Raw genomic sequence first — 18236 nt, forward strand, 5'->3', positions numbered from 1 at the left:
ATTGCTGATGCAACGGCGGGACTTTCTCACGCGTGCCATCGCGGGGGCAGCCGGAGTGGCCCTTGCCCCCTCGCTCGGTGCGCAGGCGCCGCAAGCCGGGAGCCGACTCGATTCGGCCAACCTGTTCGCGATGGATCAATCCGCGTCGCGGCCAGTCCGTCTGCCGCCGAAGCCAGGGGCGCGCATCGTCGTCAGCGCCGCGGAGCGGGACGACCTCGAGCACCGCATCCGCTGCCAGTGCGGGTGCACGCTCGACGTCTACACGTGTCGTACGACTGATTTCACCTGCCAGGTGTCTCCAGGGATGCACCGCGACGTCATGGCGCTCGTCTCCGGCGGCTACAGTGCGCAGGAGATCATCGAGGCGTTCGTGGGCACCTATGGTGAGCGAGTGCTCATGGCGCCGCCGGCAGCAGGATTCAATCTCTTCGGCTGGCTCGCGCCATTTGTCGCGCTCGCGGGCGGGGCGGCGTTCGTCCTCGTCGTGTTGCGCAACTGGAAGAAGACGACGCCCGCGGTCGTGTCCGCGCCGAAGCGATCCGCGCGTCCCGAAGGCGCAACCGATGACGAGATCGCACGGCTCGAACAAGCAGTGCGCGACGATCGATGAGCGCAGCGATCGCTGCGCTCGTCGTGGGCACGCTGCTCGCCATTGGCGCGCTCGGCTTCGTCTTATACCCGCTCTTCTTCGAGCCGGCACGGTCGCGCCCGGTAGCCGCGACGAAGCGTCCGCGTGCCTTGTCCGACGACATCGCGGTCGCCGCGCTCCGGGAGATCGAGTTCGATCGTGCGACTGGCAAGCTCTCCGAGGCAGACTACGCGCAGCTCAAAGAGCAGTACACTCGTCAGGCACTCGCGAGCATGCGAGCGTCGGTTCCACACTCCGAGACCGACGCCGCCAACGACGACGATGTCGAGACGGCGATCCGGGCCTATCGAGCGGCGCGTCCGACGTGTGCGGTGCACGGACCACGGCCGGAGCCGAACGCGATCTTCTGCTCCGAGTGCGGTCGCTATCTGGCGGGGCGCTGCGAGCAGTGCGGACGGCACGTCGAGGAGCCAGGCGCGCGTTATTGCGCGGCGTGCGGCCATCGACTCGCGGCATGAGCAGACACTCAAGATACCAAAAGCCCCGGACGACGACTCGTCCGGGGCTTTCTGTTCGAACCAGATAGAACTTATTCGCTCTTCTTCGCGGCCGTGCTGTCGGTCTTGGCCTTGGTCGACTTCTTGGCCCTCTTCGACTTGGTGCTGGCCGTCTTGGCCGACGCTTCCGACTTGGGCGCAGCGGCGCTGGCGGAGGCCGATTTCTTGGACGACTTGGCGCCCTTCTTCGCAGCGGCGGTCGTGTCCGGCTTCGCCTGCTGCGTGGCCTGGGCGTGGAGCCGTGGAGCAACAGCAAGCATCAGAGCCGCGGCAGCCGCGGCGATGGTGAGGCGCTTCATACTTCCTCCGAAAGGGTGGGTGGGGGCACACGAGAAAACGTGGCCTGACATCATCGACCCTCGCTTTCACCGGGGCGTCACAGTCTTGGCGGGAAGCGCGTAACTGCCTGACGGCGCAGCTGATCGAGGGCGCAACCGACGCACGGCGTTGCCCCGTATGGCGGCGTTGTCTCTTATCGCTCGATCGAGGCGAGTCGTCTCAACGCAACACGAATCGGAACGAGCGTCGAGCACAGACAGAGCCCGGCGGCGAGGCCGAAGCCGAGGACCATCTCGCCAATGTCGCTTGGGCCCCCAAAAGCGCGGGCGCTCAAATAGCCGTACACCGGACGCGCTTCGAGGACCACGACGCCGCCGATGACCGCCACCGACGCCATCATGAAGAGAAGGCCGCCGAACGAGGTTGGAATCTGCGCGGCGTTCTCGGTTTCGAATTGCGGAAACAGCGTTCCAAAGCCAAGGGCGAGACCCGCGAGCGCAAGCGTCATCGCCGCGATGGTCACGACCGACACCACGAACATGAACGCGCTCACCTGGAGCAGATAGTTCGTCACGCCGACGATGACGAGGGCCAGCACGAGAAGGGGCAGCGTTCCGACCCAGAACTTCGACCACAGCAGATCGCGCACGGACATGGGGCTCGATCGCAGCAGCCACAGCGTACGCCCCTCGAGGCTCACTCCAGGGAAAATAAAGCGCGCGGCGATGGAGGCGAGCACAAAGCCAGCCAGAACGAGATTCAAAAAGGGCACGACATTGCGCAGGAAAAACGTCATGCCGTCGCCCTTCAGCGGGAGAAACTTGATGTTGAACACATACACGACGACCAGCACTGCAAGAAGCAGCAGCTGCGACCACTGCGTGGTGTCGCGAAAGAAGACTCGCAGCTCTTTGAGGACGAGCTCCCGACGTAACACGCCTAACGGTGCGAGTGCCCAATCGGCGAACCGGCGCAGCAGCGTCCCCCGCACCCACCGTTCGGCGCTCTCCTGCGCCTTGCTGAAGCCTTGGGGATACAGGCGCCAGTGCAGCAGCGCGCCGAGTACGACCGCTGCCGCAGCAGTCGACCAGAGCAGATACCAGGGAAGGAGATCGATCTTGTAGGTGAGCCATGCCATCGTTGCGCGCTGCACCCACTCGCTAGGCAGCAGCGGCGACGTCGGCGTCCGCAGCAGCGTGATGAAATCGACGAGCGAGCGAAAACCCTCGGGCTTGGCGAAGCGCTCCGGCCGGACGAGGCGGAAGAGTAGTACGATTCCGCTCGCCGTCAGAATCGCGATCACGCTCAGGATATCGCGGGTCCGCCGCGCCGGGAAAATGTTGACGAGGAGAAGGGTGACGGCGGAGCCGATTGCCGCGGGAATGACGAAGAAGGGAATCAGCAGCGCGGCGACGACGAGCGGAAAAAACCAGCCACCAGAGAACACCACGCCGAACGCCGCGAAAAGCGGTACGGCCATCAGCAAGACCATCCAGCTCGAGTACACGAGCGTCTCGAGCAGTTTCGCGCCATACAACTTGAGCCAATCGACTGGTCCGGCGACCAGAAGGTCGAGGTCTCGCGCGAGAAAAAAGCTCGAGAGCGCGGTGATGACGTTCGACAGCAGCAAGATCGAGAAGAAGCCGATGAGAATCAGGCCGAGCAGCTTCCCCGCGAGCAACGGACCAATCTCCTGCACGTCCCGGAAATACCGCAGCAGCCGAAAGACGACGCCGAAGATGAACGCCCAGAAGAACACACCGAAAACTCCGAGGACGAGCCAACGCGCGCCGCGACGGCGCTCGCCAGCGAGCGCGCGCGATTTCGCCGTTAGGTATTTCGGCAATAGCAGGTGAAGAAGTCCAGGATTCGGTACGCCGACTGGCTCCGTGTCCGCTCTCGGATCCACGTTCAGCCCTCTACGCGTTCAAGACCGCGACCAGTTCGCGCGCCGCGTTCTCGCCTGTGAGCTTGAGGAAGATGTGCTCGAGGCCCGTTGCGCCTGCTTCGGCATCGCGGCGCAGCTCGTCCATGGTGCCGCACGCGCGAATCTTCCCGCCCTGGATGATCCCGATCCGATCACACAACGCCTGCGCGACCTCGAGCGTGTGCGTCGACATCATTATCGTATGGCCGCGACGCGTGTACTCGCGGAAGAGATCCTTCAGGATCTTTGCCGCTTTCGGATCGAGACCGACCATCGGCTCATCGACGACGATGACGTCGGGACGATGAACGAACGCGCTCGAGATGATCAGTTTCTGGCGCATGCCGTGGCTATAGCTCTCGACCAGCTCGTCGCGCCACTCCTCGAGGTCGAACAGTGCAAGCAGTTCGCGCGCGCGATGGTCGATTTTTGGGCCGCTCTGATCGTAGAGTCCGGCCACGAATCGGAGGAATTCCGCGCCGGTGAGCTTTTCGTATATGAAAGGGCGATCCGGAATGAATCCGAGCTTGGACTTGGCCGCCGTCGGATCGGCGACGATGTCGATGCCCGCGATCTCGATGCGGCCGGCGGTAGGACGCAGGATACCAGCGATCATGCGGAGCGTCGTCGTCTTGCCAGCGCCGTTAGGCCCGAGAAACCCAAACAGCTCACCGCGCGGCACCGAAAGATCGATGCTGTCGACGGCGGTGAACGAGCCGTAGCGCTTGGACAGGGACGAGAGCCGGATCATCGGAGAGCCTAGGGGCTAGGGGATTAGGGGCTAGAGAAACGAGCCGGATCGATACACCCGAGCCCCCAGGCTCTAGCCCCTCAGTACGTTGAGTTTCAGTCTTCCCATTAGACGAATCATCTCGGCCTGGCGTCCCAAGCCGCCCACGGTGAAGCGCAGGTGCGCAGCGTCGGCGGGGAATTCGCCAAAGGTCGGATCGACCGATACCCAGTCGCGAAGGAAGACCTCCGGCCACGCATGGTAGTAGAACTTGCCGTCGATGTAGGCGAGGCCCGCGTCGACGCGCGCTGGGATGCCTGCCGCTCGCGCCAGCGCGACGAACAATTGCGCGTGCTCGTTGCAGTCCCCGCCGCGCGCCCGTAGCACCTGAAGTGCGCTGGGAATACCAAAAGTGATACGCTTCGTGAGCGAATCATAAACCCACTGATTGATTCGCTGGGCGACGATGCGTGGATCGTGCTGGCCGCGCGCAAGCCGCCGCGCCAAACGCACGATGTCCGGGTGATTGCTCTGTACGAGCGGCTCGGCCATCGTGAGCTCCGGCAGTATCTTCCGGCCGCCGTCGGGCAGCGCATATGGCGCAGCGAGTGCTTCCGGTGGTTCTCGCGTCACGATCATCGTGTCGCCGTGCATGCTCTGGCGCGGGCTACGGAGATCGAAGCCGCGGAGGTCGGCGTTGCCTAACGTGACACGGAGCGATGCAATGTTCGGATCGACGCGCCGATTCGCACCGATCGCGGTCGTCTCGAGAATGTCGCGGTCCTCCGAGATCGGCTCCGCCACGACGCGCTTGACCGTCGAGAGTCGCCAGTTCTCGAATGCCACCTCGTACGGCGAACGTCGCAACTCGAATCCCAGCTGTGACGTCTGAATGACTCGTCCCTGCTCGTCGATCCAGCCCGAGAAGCCGGCCGCGCCTGCGCCCGTATCGGTGACGACTTGGTAGGCACGCAACGTGTCGGGCTGTACGCCATGCCAGATCTCCGTCGCTCGATCGAGCGCCGAGCTGTCGTTCACAACGAAGCTCGATTCGGCGGCGATGCGGAGTGACACATCGCGCGGCGTGAGACCGACAGGATCGAAGACCGGCATGTTGTACTTGCGGCCAACCTTCGGTTGTTCGCCGAGGGCAACGGCGAGCGGGAGGAGCGTGGGCAGGAGAATCGGCCCGGAGAGCTTGATGCGCTGCGTGTCCACCGGCGCATCATTGCCGGTGGAAAGCATGAGAATCAGTAGGGAGTCACCGAGAACGCGACCGCGGGCCACGATTGGTCCCGCGTCAGCCTCGAAGGTGACGACGAAGGCCTTCGTCCGCAGCGCGCGCGTGAGCACGACATGGGTGCGCGCCGACGCGCGATGCGTTCGGCCGCCCACCGGCAAATCGGCGACGAGGTAGTCGTCGACCGAGATCGTCGTCGTCGCCGTGTCGATCGAGGACGACGCGAAGCCAATCTGCCGATTGCCCTGCATCACCGCGTAATACACCGCGCCCGGCGAAACGCGCATCGCTGCTTCCGCGAGACGCTCCGTATTCGGCCGGAAGTACTCGCGCCTAACGAGAAATCCGAGCCCGCCCATCCAGAGCAGGAGCACGAGCAACGCCGCCAGCGCCCGCGGACTCGTGGGGCGGAGTCGCGTAGTCATGGGCCAATCCGGGCGAGCGCCAGTGACAGGGCTCGTTCTTCCTCAGGCGTTTCGGCGACGAGCGTGATCGATTCGGGATAGCGTGCACCGAGCAGGTGCTGAGAAATCACACCAAGCATGATCTTCGCGCTCTCGTCGACCTCGAGATTGCCGGCGCCGAGTCCAAAAGGCGGGATGGCGACATCCTTGATCTGCCACGACTCGACGCGTTGCAGCGCGCTCGTCAGCGCTCGACGCACGGAATCGGAGGTCACGCGCTCGTTGCGACTCATTACAACGGCGTGCACGAGCAACTTCGCGGAAAGCGCTCCCGCCGCCGTGACGACGGCCGCACCGACCGGCAGCGGCTCTTGAAGACGAATCTGATCGTGCAATTGCGCCCCCGCGGCGAGCTCGAGCCGCCGGAGAAGCGGTGTCGTCGCACCGAGATCTTCGTTCACCGGCCGGACGATTGCCTCTCCGTCGAAGAACGCGAGATCATCGATGCGGACTCGAATCACCGTCGTTGGGCTTCTCGGGCTCTCTGGTATGCGGCGGTGGCTTCGGCCGGCCGCCCTAGCTTGTCGAGGACGATTCCGACGCCCTTCAGGGCACGGTAGTTCGACGGCTGGAGCTTGGCGGCTTCTTCATATGACGCCAACGCAAGCTTGTGCTGGTCCGTCTGGTTGTACGCCTCGCCCAGGTAATAGTGCCCTTGGGGATTGGATGGATCGAGCTCCGCCGCGCGTTGCAATGGCTCTATGGCTTCACGCCACCGCGCCTTCTTGCAAAAGAGCACGCCGAGGTTGAACAGCACCTCGGCGCTGTCGACATCGATCTTCGCCGCGCGGCGAAGGTCTGCCTCGGCCTGCTCATACCGCTGCAGTGCCATCTGGACCGCGGCGCGTCCACAAAGCAGCGACACATCGTCAGGTTGGGCGTCGATGGCGCGTCCGAGCTCCCCGAGCGCGCCGAGGAAGTCGCCGTTTTGCTCGAGAACATCGGCGAGCCCGCGACGCGCGCTGACGTCATCCGGATGACGCGTGAGATGTGCGCGATATGCGCTTGCCGCTTCCATGAGATCCCCGTTGTTCGCGAGCTCCGCCGCCCGTGCGACCGGATCATTCTCGCGCTGCGCTCGATCGGCTGGCCCGCTGCTCGCATCCGCGAGCGGCGCGGGAACCGGTGCGGCGCTACGATCGATCTCCATCGGTATTTGCTCAGGCGGCTGCTGTGGACTCCGAGCTTCACGATTCGCATCGGAGCGGTCCGTTGGGTTCTTCGACTGCGTCATCTTCACGTCAAGGCCAAAGAAGTCTCGCCATTGATCCAATCGAGGTATTTGCCTAACCCTGCCGAAACCGGCAGCGCGAGCAGCTCCGGCACTTTGTACGGATGCAGCTCGCCAAAAGCAGTTTGCAACGATTCCAATCGCGCCGATCGCGTCTTGAGGAGTACGACCACTTCACGCTCGTCGGCAATCTTGCTTTGCCAGCGATAAAGCGACCGAGCGGCGGGAAGAAGTGTCCCGCAGGCGATCAGCCGACGCTCGAGCAAGGTCCGTACGAATTTTACGGCCTCATCCTCGGAGGCGACGGTTGTGAGAACGACGATGGCGTCGGTGTGCACGTGGTGGATGGTGATTGGTGACTGGTGCAATGTATCGAGCCACCAGCAACCAACCACCAGCAACCTTCCGCCCACCACCGACCCTTTCCCTTGTCTCGATCCGGTTCGCGCCACAGCTTTCCCTGGCTATGGCAGAAGACGCACTGGTCATTCGCGGCGCGCGCGAGCACAATCTTCGGAACATCGACGTCAGGATCCCGCGCGATCGGCTGACGGTAGTCACCGGCCTGTCGGGTTCGGGAAAGTCCTCGCTGGCGTTCGATACGATCTACGCCGAGGGGCAGCGACGGTATGTCGAGTCGCTGTCGGCGTACGCGCGGCAGTTCCTCGGTCTCATGGAGAAGCCCGACGTCGACTCGATCGAAGGATTGTCGCCGGCGATCTCCATCGAACAGAAGTCGGCGGGCCACAATCCGAGATCGACGGTGGGCACGGTCACCGAGATCTACGATTACTTGCGTCTGCTGTACGCACGGGTCGGCACGCCGCACTGCCCGAACTGCGGCCGGCCCGTTCAGCGCCAGAGCGCCGGCCAGATCGCGGACATTATCCTATCATGGCCGGAAGGCGCGCGCATCGAGGTGCGAGCGCCGCTCGTGCAAGGTCGAAAGGGCGAGTTCCGCGAGCTTTTCGAGACGGTGCGCAAGCAAGGATTCATTCGCGCGTATGTCGATGGAGAGCTGATCGAAGTCTCCGATCCGCCGAAGCTCAATCGCCGTCAGAATCACACCATCGAGGTAGTGGTCGATCGTCTCGTCGTGCGCGCGGAAGATCGCGGACGACTCGCTGACTCGCTCGAGACGGCGCTGAAGCTCGCGGACGGACTCGTGCAGGTGAGCCGAGCGGAGGACGAGCACGTCGAGCTCTTCTCGGAACGGTATGGCTGCCCGACCTGCGGTATCTCGTTGCCGGAGCTCGAGCCGCGCCACTTCTCGTTCAACTCGCCCTTTGGCGCCTGCACCGCGTGTGGCGGTCTCGGCACGCGACGGCGTGTCAGCGAAGAGCTCATCCTCGGTGATCCGCGCATTTCGATTCTCGAGGGTGTGATAATTCCCTGGGGAGAGCCTCAGGGATATCTGCGCAAGATCGTACTGCCGGCGATCGCTCGCGCGCTCAAGTTCGATCTCAACGCGCCGTGGGGCGAGCTCCCGAAGAGCGTGCGCGACACGATCCTCGGCGGCGACGGCGGCAAGAAGAAGGGCGAGTTCGAGTGGGAAGGAGTGCTCGCCAACATCGAGCGTCGTTATGCAGAGACGGACTCGGACACCGTGCGGGCCGAGCTCGAGGCCTACATGGTTGCGGTGCCGTGTGCCGAGTGTGGCGGACGCCGGCTCAAGCGCGAAGCCCTTGCCGTGACCGTGGCCGACCGGAACATCGGGGAGCTCACGGAGCTTGCCGTCACGGAGGCGTTGGAGTTCTTCGAGAGGGTTCCGGTGCGCGGTCACGGACGTCCGGGCATCGATCCGGAGATCGCCGGTCCGATCCTCAAGGAAGTGCGCGAGCGGCTCCGTTTCCTCGTCGACGTGGGGTTGGACTATCTCACGTTAGGCAGAGCGGCCGAATCGCTCTCCGGCGGCGAGGCGCAACGCATTCGCCTGGCCACGCAGATTGGCTCGCGACTCGTGGGCGTGTTGTACATCCTCGATGAGCCGTCGATCGGGCTGCATCAGCGCGACAACGCCCGTCTCATCGCCACGCTCGAGCAGCTGCGCGACCTCGGAAACACCGTCATCGTCGTCGAGCACGACGAAGAGACGATGCGCGCCGCGGACTACATCATCGACCTTGGTCCTGGCGCCGGAAAGCACGGTGGAGAGGTGATCGCCGTGGGGACGATCCGCGACATCGTGCAGAACTCGAATTCGATCACGGGCAAGTACCTTAGCGGCGAGATGGAGATCCGCACGCCGAGTGGCCGCCGTTCTGTGGATCGGCGGCGTGTGATTCGCGTCGAGGGCGCGCGCGAGCACAACTTGCGGAATCTCGACGTCGAAGTGCCGTTAGGCGTATTCGTCGCCGTGACGGGTGTGTCGGGCTCGGGGAAGTCGACGTTGATCGAGGACATTCTCCATCGATCACTCGCGCGGCATTTCTATCGGGCGCGTGTCATTCCCGGGCAGCACCGGCGGATCACTGGTCTCGAGCACATCGACAAAGTCATCGACATCGATCAGAGCCCAATCGGTCGCACGCCTCGCTCGAATCCGGCAACGTACACCGGACTTTTCACGCCGATTCGCGAGCTGTTCGCCGAACTGCCGGAAGCGAAGATTCGCGGCTACGGCCCTGGCCGATTCTCCTTCAATGTGAAGGGAGGTCGGTGTGAGGCGTGCCAGGGCGACGGCCTCGTCAAAATCGAGATGCACTTCCTCCCCGACGTTTACGTTCCGTGCGAGGTGTGCAAGGGGAAGCGCTACAATAGAGAGACGCTCGAGGTGCGATTCCGCGGCAAGAGCATCGCCGACGTTTTGGAGCTCACCGTCGAGGACGCATTGCACTTTTTCGAGAACCAACCGCGGATTCGACAGAAGCTCGAGACCGTAAACGATGTCGGGCTCGGTTACATCCATCTTGGCCAGAGCGCGACGACGCTGTCCGGTGGAGAGGCGCAACGAGTGAAGCTCGCGACCGAGCTCTCGAAGCGAGACACAGGCCGCACGTTATACATCCTCGACGAGCCGACGACCGGCCTGCACTTCGAGGACGTGCGTCTGCTGCTCGACGTGTTGCATCGTCTGGTCGATCGGGGGAACACGGTGCTCGTGATCGAGCACAATCTCGACGTGATCAAGACAGCGGATTGGATCATCGATCTCGGGCCGGAGGGCGGGACCCGCGGCGGCGCTGTTGTCGCCGCGGGAACGCCGGAAGAAGTCGCGATGATTGAGGACAGTCATACGGGGCACTACCTCAAGCCCTTGCTCGAGCGGAAGCGGCAGTCGCGGCGAGCACTTTCAGCCATTGGGTAACGGTTGTCACCCTGAGCACAGCGAATTGAGAAAATGGTCAGCCTTCTCGATATCATTGGCCCGGTGATGGTCGGCCCCTCCAGCTCGCACACGGCTGGAGCGTGCCGCCTCGGATTACTCGCGCGTTGTCTCGTCGGTGGAACGCCCGAGCGCGCGCGCATCGAGCTGCACGGCTCGTTCGCGCGCACGGGTGAAGGGCACGGTACGGACAAGGCAATCGTCGGCGGCTTGATGGGCTTTCGTCCCGATGATGAGCGTTTACGAACGTCGCTCGAGATCGCCGAGCACGAAGGGCTCGATTATCAATTCGAGAAAACGAAGCTCGGCGAGGAAGGCGTCGTGCATCCGAACACGGCGCGCATCTCCGTCGAGCGGGGCGATCGCAAGTCGGTGATGGTCGGCTCGTCGCTGGGGGCGGGGCGCGTCCTCGTGACCGAGATCGATGGCTATCCGGTCGAGGTCACCGGCAACTATCACACGGTCGTACTCGTCGCCGAGGACATTCCCGGGTCGGTCGCGCGCATCGCCGGCATTCTCGCCGACCATCACATCAATATCGCGACGTTGCGCCTAACGAGAAAAGAGCGCGGGGGCGATGCATTCATGGTCATCGAAACCGACGACGTGCCGGACGAAAAGGTCCGGGATGAGATTCGGACCCTCTCGTGGGTGAAGTGGGCGTTCCGGCTCGACAAGGTTTCCGCGTGAAGAGAGGAGGTACTGAGTGCTTGTTGCTGGGTGTTAGAGGACGGCGGAAGAGCCCTAGCCCCTAGCCCTAGCCCTAGCCCTAGCCCCTAGCCCCTAGCCCCTAGCAACTTTGAGTCATGTATCGCTCACTCCATGAAGCCGTCCGCGACGCCGAGGCACAGAAGAAGAGCCTCGCCCAGTTGGCGCTTGAAACGGAATCGCGCGATCAGGGCCGGCCTGTCGCCGAGATACGCGGAGCCTTGCAGCGGGCGCTCGACGTGATGCGCGGTGCGATCGCGCAGGGACTCACCGGCGAGCTCCGCTCGGCGAGTGGGCTCGTCGGCGGTGACGCGGCCAAGCTGCACACGGCGGCCGCCGGCCCGCTCGCTGACACACCGTTTCGCGATATCCTGTCTCGCGCGCTCGCCGTACAGGAAGTGAATGCCGCTATGGGAGTGATCGTCGCCGCACCGACCGCCGGCGGTGCCGGCGTGCTGCCAGCGGTGCTCACCGGACTCGCGGACGCGCGCAAGCTCGAGGATGAGCAAATCGTCGACGCGCTAGCCACCGCCGGCTTGATCGGTGCCGTCGTCGCGGAGCGGGCCTCGCTTTCCGGAGCCGAGGGCGGTTGTCAGGCCGAGACGGGAGCGGCGGCGGCGATGGCCGCGGGCGCAGCAACGGAGATGCTCGGTGGCACACCGACACAAGTCGCGCACGCGGTCGCGCTGGCGCAGCAGGGCACGTTGGGCCTCGTGTGCGATCCCCTCGGCGGTTTGGTCGAGCTTCCTTGCGTCTTCCGTAACGCGACGGGCGCCGCGATCGCGCTCGCGGCGATCGAGATGGCGCTTGCCGGAATCACCTTCGCGATCCCGGCCGACGAAGTCATCGACACCATGGGCGAGATCGGGCGTGAGATGGACGTGCGCTATCGCGAGACCGCCGGCGGCGGACTCGCTGCAACGCCTACGGGTCGTCGGCTGGCACGCGAGCGATTGGTGCAGATCAAGAAAGGCTGAGGTTTGCGGGTAGTGGGTAGAGGGCGGAGGGCATAGGGCAGAGCGTATGTCGATGCGTGTCTGTCTCATCGCTCGGCATGGCGCTATCTTGCGCCGGCGGAGGCTCTTACCCTCTGCCTTCTACCCTCTGCACGCTACCGTTGTCGAAACCGTTCTATCCCCGACTCCCGTAGTGGGCTTCACGTACTTCAAACCAGGTCAAGCGATGGTCACCAAGGAAGACGTCGAAGGCTTCCTCGATCGCATCAGCGCTGAAGGCGCGAGTTATCGCGAGGTGGAGCCCGGACTGTGGATCGTCAAACCCGGCGGCGAGCTCGATTTCGCGGTCGTCGTGAACTACACGCCGCCGGTCGTGCTGATGCGCGTGAAAGTGATGTCGCTGCCGAAGAACGAGAACGAACTGGCTACGCTCAGTCGTCGTCTCCTCGAGCTAAACGCGACGGATCTGGTCCACGGGTCGTATGGCATCGAGGAAGACTCGATCGTCATGACGGAGGCGCTCGAGCTTGCGCACCTGGATTACGAGGAGTTTCAGGCCGCCTACGAGAGCATCAGCCTCGCTCTCGCGTCGCACTTGCGCGAGCTTGGGACCTATCGGCAGGCACACTGAGGCCAATCCAACATGGGACTCTTCGATAGACTGTCGACGCTGCTGCGGTCGAATATCAATGATTTGATTTCTCGGGCCGAGGATCCCGAGAAGATGCTCGGTCAGATACTCGTCGACATGCGGTCGCAGCTTGCCAAGGCGAAGCAGCAGGTCGCAACGGCGATCGCGGACGAGAAGCGGCTGCGCGACCAGGCCGATGGCGAATATCGTCAGGCCGCGGACTGGGAAAAACGCGCGATGCTCGCGCTCCAGGAAAATCGCGAAGATCTGGCGAAGCAGGCGCTCGTTCGACAGAGCGAGCACATGTCGCATGCGCAGCAGCTCGAGCAGACGTGGGAAGCCCACCGGCTCGAGACCGAGAAGCTCAAGAACTCGCTCCGCGATCTGAACGACAAGATCGAGGAAGCGAAGCGCAAGAAGAATCTCCTCGTCGCGCGCCAGCGACGCGCGCAGGCACAGAAGCGCATCGCCGAAACGATGTCGTCGCTCTCCGAGAAGTCGGCGTTCGAGGCGTTCGCGCGGATGGAAGAGCGCATCGAGCAGAACGAGCGGCAGCTCAAAGCCGCGGTGGAGATTGACGAGGAGTTCACCGGCGACCAGCTCTCGAATCAATTCAAGCAGCTCGAGCGAGGTGCGGCGTCGACGAGCGTCGACATGCGATTGATCGAGCTGAAGCAGAAAATGGGAATGCTTCCGCCACCGTCGCCGGCGCAGGCCCAGCGTCAGATCGGTGGCGGTAACGCCAAGCACGACGAAGAGACAGTGCACGCCGAGATCGACGAGGACATCGAGAGCGAGAAAAAGGGAAGTTGAGCAACGATTCACCGCGACGCTTCAAATTTGCGCCAATTCTGACGGCCACAGTCCTCACGGTTCTGGGACTGTGGCTGTTTGCCAGGGTTGCGCAAGTTCTCATCCTGCTCTTCATCGGCGTTCTGCTGTCGCTCTACCTGCGGGCGGTCGCCGGATGGTTCGAGCGCCGATGGCACTTTCCGGAGCGGCTGGCATTCTTGACGTCGCTGCTGCTGAGCCTCGCCGGCGTCGTCGCGATCTTCTATATCCTCGTCCCGCCGGTGATCTCGCAGACCCAGGCACTGATCAAGGTGCTCCCGAACTACATCACCGGTTGGGAGGATAGCCTCGATCGCACGATCGGCCGTGTGCCGGCGCTCCGAGAGTTCTGGCCCCCGGGGGAGCACAAGATCCTCGGCGCTATCTACAATGAAATCTCCAGCACCTTTGCCACCATACCGACGCGAGTGTTGAGCGTCGTCCAGGGTGCGATCAGCATCTTCTCGATTTCGGTCATCGCGATCTACCTGTCGCTCCACCCCGCGCTCTATCGCGAGTGGCTCATCGCGTTGTTCCCGCCGATCCATCGCGACCTGGTTCGTGACCTCCTCGGTGACCTCGGCGACACGCTGCGCTCGTACATCGTCGGGCAGCTCCTCGTCATGGCTTTTCTCGCCGCGCTGACCGCGATCTTTCTTTATATCCTCAACGTTCCGTTTGCCCTGACGTTCGGGATCTTCACCGGGCTCGTCGCGATCATTCCCTTCTTCGGCACGTTGTTGTCGACGACGCTGCCGGCGCTCTTCGTGCTCAACACGCCGAATGGCGGCTTCCGTGCACTCGCCGTCCTTGGTGTCGGCGTGATTGTGCACCTCACCGAGGGGAACATCGTGTCCCCGTACGCGATGTCGAAGAAGGTGGATCTCCCGCCGGTGCTGACGATCATGTCCGTGCTGATCATGGGCCAGCTGCTCGGCGGCATCGGACTCATCGTCGCGCTGCCGACACTCGCGATGTTGATGGTGATCGTGCGACGCATCCTCATCACACGCATCTACGAAGGGCAGGGCTTCCGGCGTACCACGCGCGAGCGGCCGCTCGTGCTGCGACTGCCAGCGCCCGGCGGCGGCGTCCTCGTGCCCGCGGGACCGCCAATCGACGTCGTGTCCATCGCCGAAGTTACCACGACGAACGGACGACACGGCACTCAATGAATTCGCGTTTTCTCATTCTCGCCGAAGGCGCCTTCAGCCCCCTTCGGTCGAAGACAGCCAATGCCTGCATCCGGTACACGCCCGAGAGCGTCGTTGCCGTCATCGACTCGACGCGCGCCGGGCAGACTGCGCAGGACGTCCTCGGCTTCGGGGGCGCGATCCCCGTCGTTGCCTCGCTCGCGGAAGGTCTCCGGCGAAAGCCAAATGCGTTGCTCATTGGCATCGCGCCGCCGGGAGGTCAGCTGCCGGCGAGCTGGCGCTCGCTGATCCTCGACGCCATCGATCACCGGCTCGACATCTGGAGCGGTCTCCACACGCTGCTTGGCGACGACGACGAGTTTGCCGCGTGCGCTCGGGATACGGGCGTGACGATCCACGATCTGCGGCGGCCGCCTAACGACATCGACGTCGCGCGGGGACGCGTGCGCGAGCTCGACGATCGCGCGACGGTCATCCTCACCGTCGGCACCGATTGCAACATCGGCAAGATGACGACGCAGCTGCAGCTGCGCGATGCGATGCGCGCGCGCGGCATGCGTGTCGCCTTCGCGGCGACCGGACAGACCGGCATCCTCGTCGAGGGCTGGGGCATTTCCGTCGACGCGGTGATCGCCGATTTCATTGCTGGGGCAGCCGAACGCCTAACGCTACAGGCGGGCAAGGAAGCCGACATCGTTCTCGTCGAGGGGCAGGGCTCCATCATTCACCCGAGCTACTCGGGCGTGACCTACGGCCTGCTGCACGGCTCGCTTCCGCACGCGATGATCATGTGCGCGCAGCCGTCGCGGACGGCGATCAACAACCATTCCTGGGTGAAGATTCCACCGCTCGCGGAGTTCATCGAGATGCAAGAAGCGGCCGTCGCGCCTCTGAGGCCCGCGCCAGTCATCGCGGTGGCGCTCAACACCTACGATCTGAGCGAAAACGATGCGCGCGCCGCAATTGACCGCGCCATGCGCGAGACCGAACTGCCGGCAACCGATCCCGTTCGCTTCGATCCCACGCCGATCATCGACGCGATCGATGAATTCCACCGAGGGCGTTTTGGTGCCGTCCACCATCGCAACCGGCTTTCGGCGTCGCAATCGCAGCGCTGAACGCGGCGGCACAAAGATCCGGGCTCGACTGACGACCACGCAAGTGAAATGATGATTCGGGACAGCGAACGGTTGTGCGATCGGGGCGCACCGCATTAGTCATTCGCCTAACGTTGTCAGGAGCGGCAGTGAGCAGTGCCTGTGTGGTTCGCGTTCTCGGCTTGAGCAAGACGTATCGGGCCGGACTGGTGGGATGTACGGCGAGCGCTCGCGCGCTCCACGACGTCCACCTCGACGTGAAGTGCGGGGAAGTCGTAGCGGTCGTCGGTCCCGAAGGCGCCGGCAAAACGACGCTGTTGCTCTGTGCGGCTGGCTCGCTCGCCTGCGATGACGGTGTCATCGATCGGGCCGGACATGCCATGTATTTTCGCGATGTCCTGCATGCCAAGGCGTGCGCGGACGCGCCGGCGTGGGATCTCGCGCTCATCGACAACGTCGATCGAGTGTATGGTGACGTTGCCGCGGCCTTTGTGTTGCTATCGGCGGCACGTCGTGCGCGCGAGGCTGGCGCCGCCATGCTGGTCGCCGCGCGCGAAGCACGGGCGGTCGAGAGAATTGCCGATCGCATTCTGCGCATCGAGCGCGGTCGCCTTTCTTCAATCGCGCCGACGATGTACGCGTCCGTGAGATCGAGGGTTGCGGAGATCGTCGTCCGTTGACCGTCATTCCGGGTGCGTCTAGCATTCGCGAATGCAGGAATTCAGGCTCTACAATACGCTCACTCGCCAAGTCGAGCCGTTCGCTCCTGCCGACGGCGACACCGTCCGCATCTACAGCTGCGGTCCAACGGTCTATAACCCTGCGCACCTAGGAAATTTTCGCACCTTTCTTTTCGTCGATCTCCTTCGGCGCACGCTGCGCTTGCGCGGCTGGAAGGTGCGTCAGGTCATGAACCTCACCGACGTCGACGACAAGATCATTCGTCGCGCGGCGGAGCAGGGAAAGACAATCCGCGAAGTCACCGAGCCAATCACGGAGATCTTCTTCCGTGACCGCGACTATCTCCGCATCGAGCCGGCAGAGGCCTATCCCAAGGCGACGGATTACGTGCCGCAGATGATCGCGCTCGTGCAGCGGCTCATCGACAAGGGCGTGGCGTATCAGGCAGAGGATCGATCCGTGTACTTCGCGATCGATCGCTTTCCCTCGTACGGCAGGTTGTCACGGCTCGACAAGCGCGAGGTGAAGACCGGCGCGCGTGTCGCGCAGGACGACTACTCGAAAGAGAACGCCCAGGACTTCGCTCTCTGGAAAGCGGCGAAGCCGGAAGACGAACGGGTCCACGCGGCGTGGGATTCGCCGTGGGGCCGCGGTCGCCCCGGTTGGCACCTCGAGTGCTCGGCGATGGCGATCGATCTGCTCGGCGAAACACTCGACATCCACTGCGGTGGCATCGATCTCATCTTTCCGCATCACGAGGACGAGATCGCCCAGTCAGAAGCCGCGACCGATCGCACCTTTTCACGCTTTTGGTGTCACGGAGCCTTCCTTCTAACCGAGGGCGCGAAGATGGCGAAGCGTCTCGGCAACGTGACGACCGTGAAGGACATGCGAGAGTCGCGGATACCGGCCGCGGCCGCGCGTCGCTTCGTCTACAACACTCATTATAGGAAGGAGCTGAACCTCACCGAGGAGGCGCTCGAGGCGTCGATCGACGCCGTGCGGCGAATCGGCACCTTCGCCGACCGGCTGAGGCGAGCGAGCGGGGGCACTCCCGCGCTGGCCAAGGCGGCCGACGAGCTGACCCGCGATGCCGAGTCTGCCTTGTTCGACGACTTGAATGCGCCGGAGGCCATGGCGGCGCTGTCGGTCTTCGTCAACCGGGCGAACGCCGAATTTGACCGTGGTGGCAACGACGCGGCGGCGATCGTCAAGGCGCGCGAAGCATTCGCCCGGGTCAATGGCGTCCTGGACATCGTCCCTGAATCCGAGGAAGCCGAATCGGCGCTGAAGGTGTGGGTGGAGGAGCGATTGGCGGCTCGTCGGGAGGCGCGGGCGAAGCGGGATTTCGCCACGGCGGATCGGATTCGACAGGAGCTGGCAGACCGAGGCGTACAGATCGAGGACACGCCGGAGGGAACGACATGGCGTTTGAGCAGGTAGTGGACGGAGAGCGAGCGCATCGCGAACGACTCCAGATTGGCCGCGCGAGCGAAGGGAGCCGTAACTCCGCGTGAGGTCGCGGCTTGACACTCATTTTCTGGCCGACTATTGTACGAGTCTCGCGCAAAAACGGCCCTTGCTGACGTAGCTCAATCGGCAGAGCTCCGGTTTTGTAAACCGGCGGTTGTGGGTTCGATTCCCACCGTCAGCTCTCGGACGAGACGCACCGTTCGTCGTCGAGCGCCGAGAGCGCGCGTGTAGCACGAGGGTGGAGGGCGAAGCGGAGGAAGGGAGGCGCGTGTCCGGTGGGGTACCCAAGCGGCCAACGGGAGCAGACTGTAAATCTGCCGGCTCACGCCTTCGAAGGTTCGAATCCTTCCCCCACCATGCGAC

18 protein-coding genes and 2 tRNA genes are annotated in these 18236 nt (G+C 63.7%); 13 read left to right on the top strand and 7 right to left on the bottom strand.

Annotation, left to right across the window (positions count from 1 at the left end):
• The first annotated feature begins 7 nt into the window (after positions 1-7).
• Together VGH98_07420 and VGH98_07425 are read left to right on the top strand one after the other, a co-directional pair.
• Entirely contained in the window at positions 8-610 is a 603-nt protein-coding gene (locus VGH98_07420; GenBank protein HEY2375793.1) for a cytochrome c-type biogenesis protein CcmH, read from the top strand.
• Entirely contained in the window at positions 607-1107 is a 501-nt protein-coding gene (locus VGH98_07425) for a zinc ribbon domain-containing protein (protein HEY2375794.1), read from the top strand. The genes VGH98_07420 and VGH98_07425 overlap by 4 nt, the downstream gene beginning before the upstream one ends.
• A gap of 71 nt (positions 1108-1178) precedes the next feature.
• Here the strand turns inward: VGH98_07425 and VGH98_07430 are convergent, their stop codons facing one another.
• The 7 genes from VGH98_07430 to cutA all read right to left on the bottom strand — a co-directional run bounded on the left by VGH98_07430 (position 1179) and on the right by cutA (position 7355).
• Positions 1179-1445 (bottom strand): hypothetical protein, encoded by a 267-nt coding sequence (locus VGH98_07430; protein HEY2375795.1) that lies wholly within the window; start codon positions 1443-1445, stop codon positions 1179-1181.
• 173 nt (positions 1446-1618) lie between these two features.
• Positions 1619-3334 carry a hypothetical protein gene (locus VGH98_07435; GenBank protein ID HEY2375796.1) on the bottom strand — a complete coding sequence of 572 codons (1716 nt, stop codon included), beginning with the start codon at positions 3332-3334 and terminating at the stop codon, positions 1619-1621.
• A 10-nt stretch (positions 3335-3344) separates the two neighbouring features.
• On the bottom strand, positions 3345-4103 hold the full coding sequence (locus VGH98_07440; protein ID HEY2375797.1) for an ABC transporter ATP-binding protein: 759 nt from the start codon (positions 4101-4103) through the stop codon (positions 3345-3347).
• Between the two features lie 72 nt (positions 4104-4175).
• Positions 4176-5747 carry a transglutaminase-like domain-containing protein gene (locus VGH98_07445; GenBank protein ID HEY2375798.1) on the bottom strand — a complete coding sequence of 524 codons (1572 nt, stop codon included), beginning with the start codon at positions 5745-5747 and terminating at the stop codon, positions 4176-4178.
• Positions 5744-6247: a macro domain-containing protein gene (locus VGH98_07450; GenBank protein ID HEY2375799.1), complete on the bottom strand. Its 504-nt coding sequence runs from the start codon at positions 6245-6247 to the stop codon at positions 5744-5746. Before VGH98_07450 ends, VGH98_07445 begins: the two co-directional genes overlap by 4 nt.
• Positions 6244-6936 (bottom strand): tetratricopeptide repeat protein, encoded by a 693-nt coding sequence (locus tag VGH98_07455; GenBank protein ID HEY2375800.1) that lies wholly within the window; start codon positions 6934-6936, stop codon positions 6244-6246. Before VGH98_07455 ends, VGH98_07450 begins: the two co-directional genes overlap by 4 nt.
• 86 nt (positions 6937-7022) lie before the next feature.
• Positions 7023-7355, bottom strand: a complete 333-nt coding sequence (gene cutA / locus VGH98_07460; GenBank protein HEY2375801.1) for a divalent-cation tolerance protein CutA — start codon at positions 7353-7355, stop codon at positions 7023-7025.
• A 128-nt stretch (positions 7356-7483) separates the two neighbouring features.
• Between cutA and uvrA the strand changes: the two genes are divergently transcribed.
• The 11 genes from uvrA to VGH98_07515 all read left to right on the top strand — a co-directional run bounded on the left by uvrA (position 7484) and on the right by VGH98_07515 (position 18230).
• Positions 7484-10324 (top strand): excinuclease ABC subunit UvrA, encoded by a 2841-nt coding sequence (gene uvrA / locus VGH98_07465; GenBank protein HEY2375802.1) that lies wholly within the window; start codon positions 7484-7486, stop codon positions 10322-10324.
• Positions 10325-10357: 33 nt separating this feature from the next.
• The gene (gene sdaAB, locus VGH98_07470; GenBank protein ID HEY2375803.1) at positions 10358-11032 is read left to right on the top strand and encodes an L-serine ammonia-lyase, iron-sulfur-dependent subunit beta; all 675 of its coding nucleotides are present in this window, start codon (positions 10358-10360) and stop codon (positions 11030-11032) included.
• Positions 11033-11148: 116 nt separating this feature from the next.
• Positions 11149-12027: an L-serine ammonia-lyase, iron-sulfur-dependent, subunit alpha gene (sdaAA, locus tag VGH98_07475; GenBank protein HEY2375804.1), complete on the top strand. Its 879-nt coding sequence runs from the start codon at positions 11149-11151 to the stop codon at positions 12025-12027.
• Between the two features lie 205 nt (positions 12028-12232).
• Positions 12233-12637 (top strand): YbjN domain-containing protein, encoded by a 405-nt coding sequence (locus VGH98_07480; GenBank protein ID HEY2375805.1) that lies wholly within the window; start codon positions 12233-12235, stop codon positions 12635-12637.
• A 12-nt stretch (positions 12638-12649) separates the two neighbouring features.
• On the top strand, positions 12650-13450 hold the full coding sequence (locus VGH98_07485; GenBank protein ID HEY2375806.1) for a PspA/IM30 family protein: 801 nt from the start codon (positions 12650-12652) through the stop codon (positions 13448-13450).
• The gene (locus VGH98_07490; GenBank protein HEY2375807.1) at positions 13447-14643 is read left to right on the top strand and encodes an AI-2E family transporter; all 1197 of its coding nucleotides are present in this window, start codon (positions 13447-13449) and stop codon (positions 14641-14643) included. The genes VGH98_07485 and VGH98_07490 overlap by 4 nt, the downstream gene beginning before the upstream one ends.
• Positions 14640-15740: a DUF1611 domain-containing protein gene (locus VGH98_07495; GenBank protein ID HEY2375808.1), complete on the top strand. Its 1101-nt coding sequence runs from the start codon at positions 14640-14642 to the stop codon at positions 15738-15740. Before VGH98_07490 ends, VGH98_07495 begins: the two co-directional genes overlap by 4 nt.
• Positions 15741-15868: 128 nt before the next feature.
• Positions 15869-16399 (top strand): ATP-binding cassette domain-containing protein, encoded by a 531-nt coding sequence (locus tag VGH98_07500; GenBank protein ID HEY2375809.1) that lies wholly within the window; start codon positions 15869-15871, stop codon positions 16397-16399.
• A gap of 31 nt (positions 16400-16430) precedes the next feature.
• Positions 16431-17843 carry a cysteine--tRNA ligase gene (gene cysS, locus VGH98_07505; GenBank protein ID HEY2375810.1) on the top strand — a complete coding sequence of 471 codons (1413 nt, stop codon included), beginning with the start codon at positions 16431-16433 and terminating at the stop codon, positions 17841-17843.
• Between the two features lie 138 nt (positions 17844-17981).
• A tRNA-Thr gene (locus tag VGH98_07510) sits at positions 17982-18054 on the top strand.
• 93 nt (positions 18055-18147) lie between these two features.
• A tRNA-Tyr gene (locus VGH98_07515) sits at positions 18148-18230 on the top strand.
• Positions 18231-18236: the final 6 nt, after the last annotated feature.

Source organism: Gemmatimonadaceae bacterium (genome assembly GCA_036496605.1).
GTDB lineage: Bacteria > Gemmatimonadota > Gemmatimonadetes > Gemmatimonadales > Gemmatimonadaceae > AG2.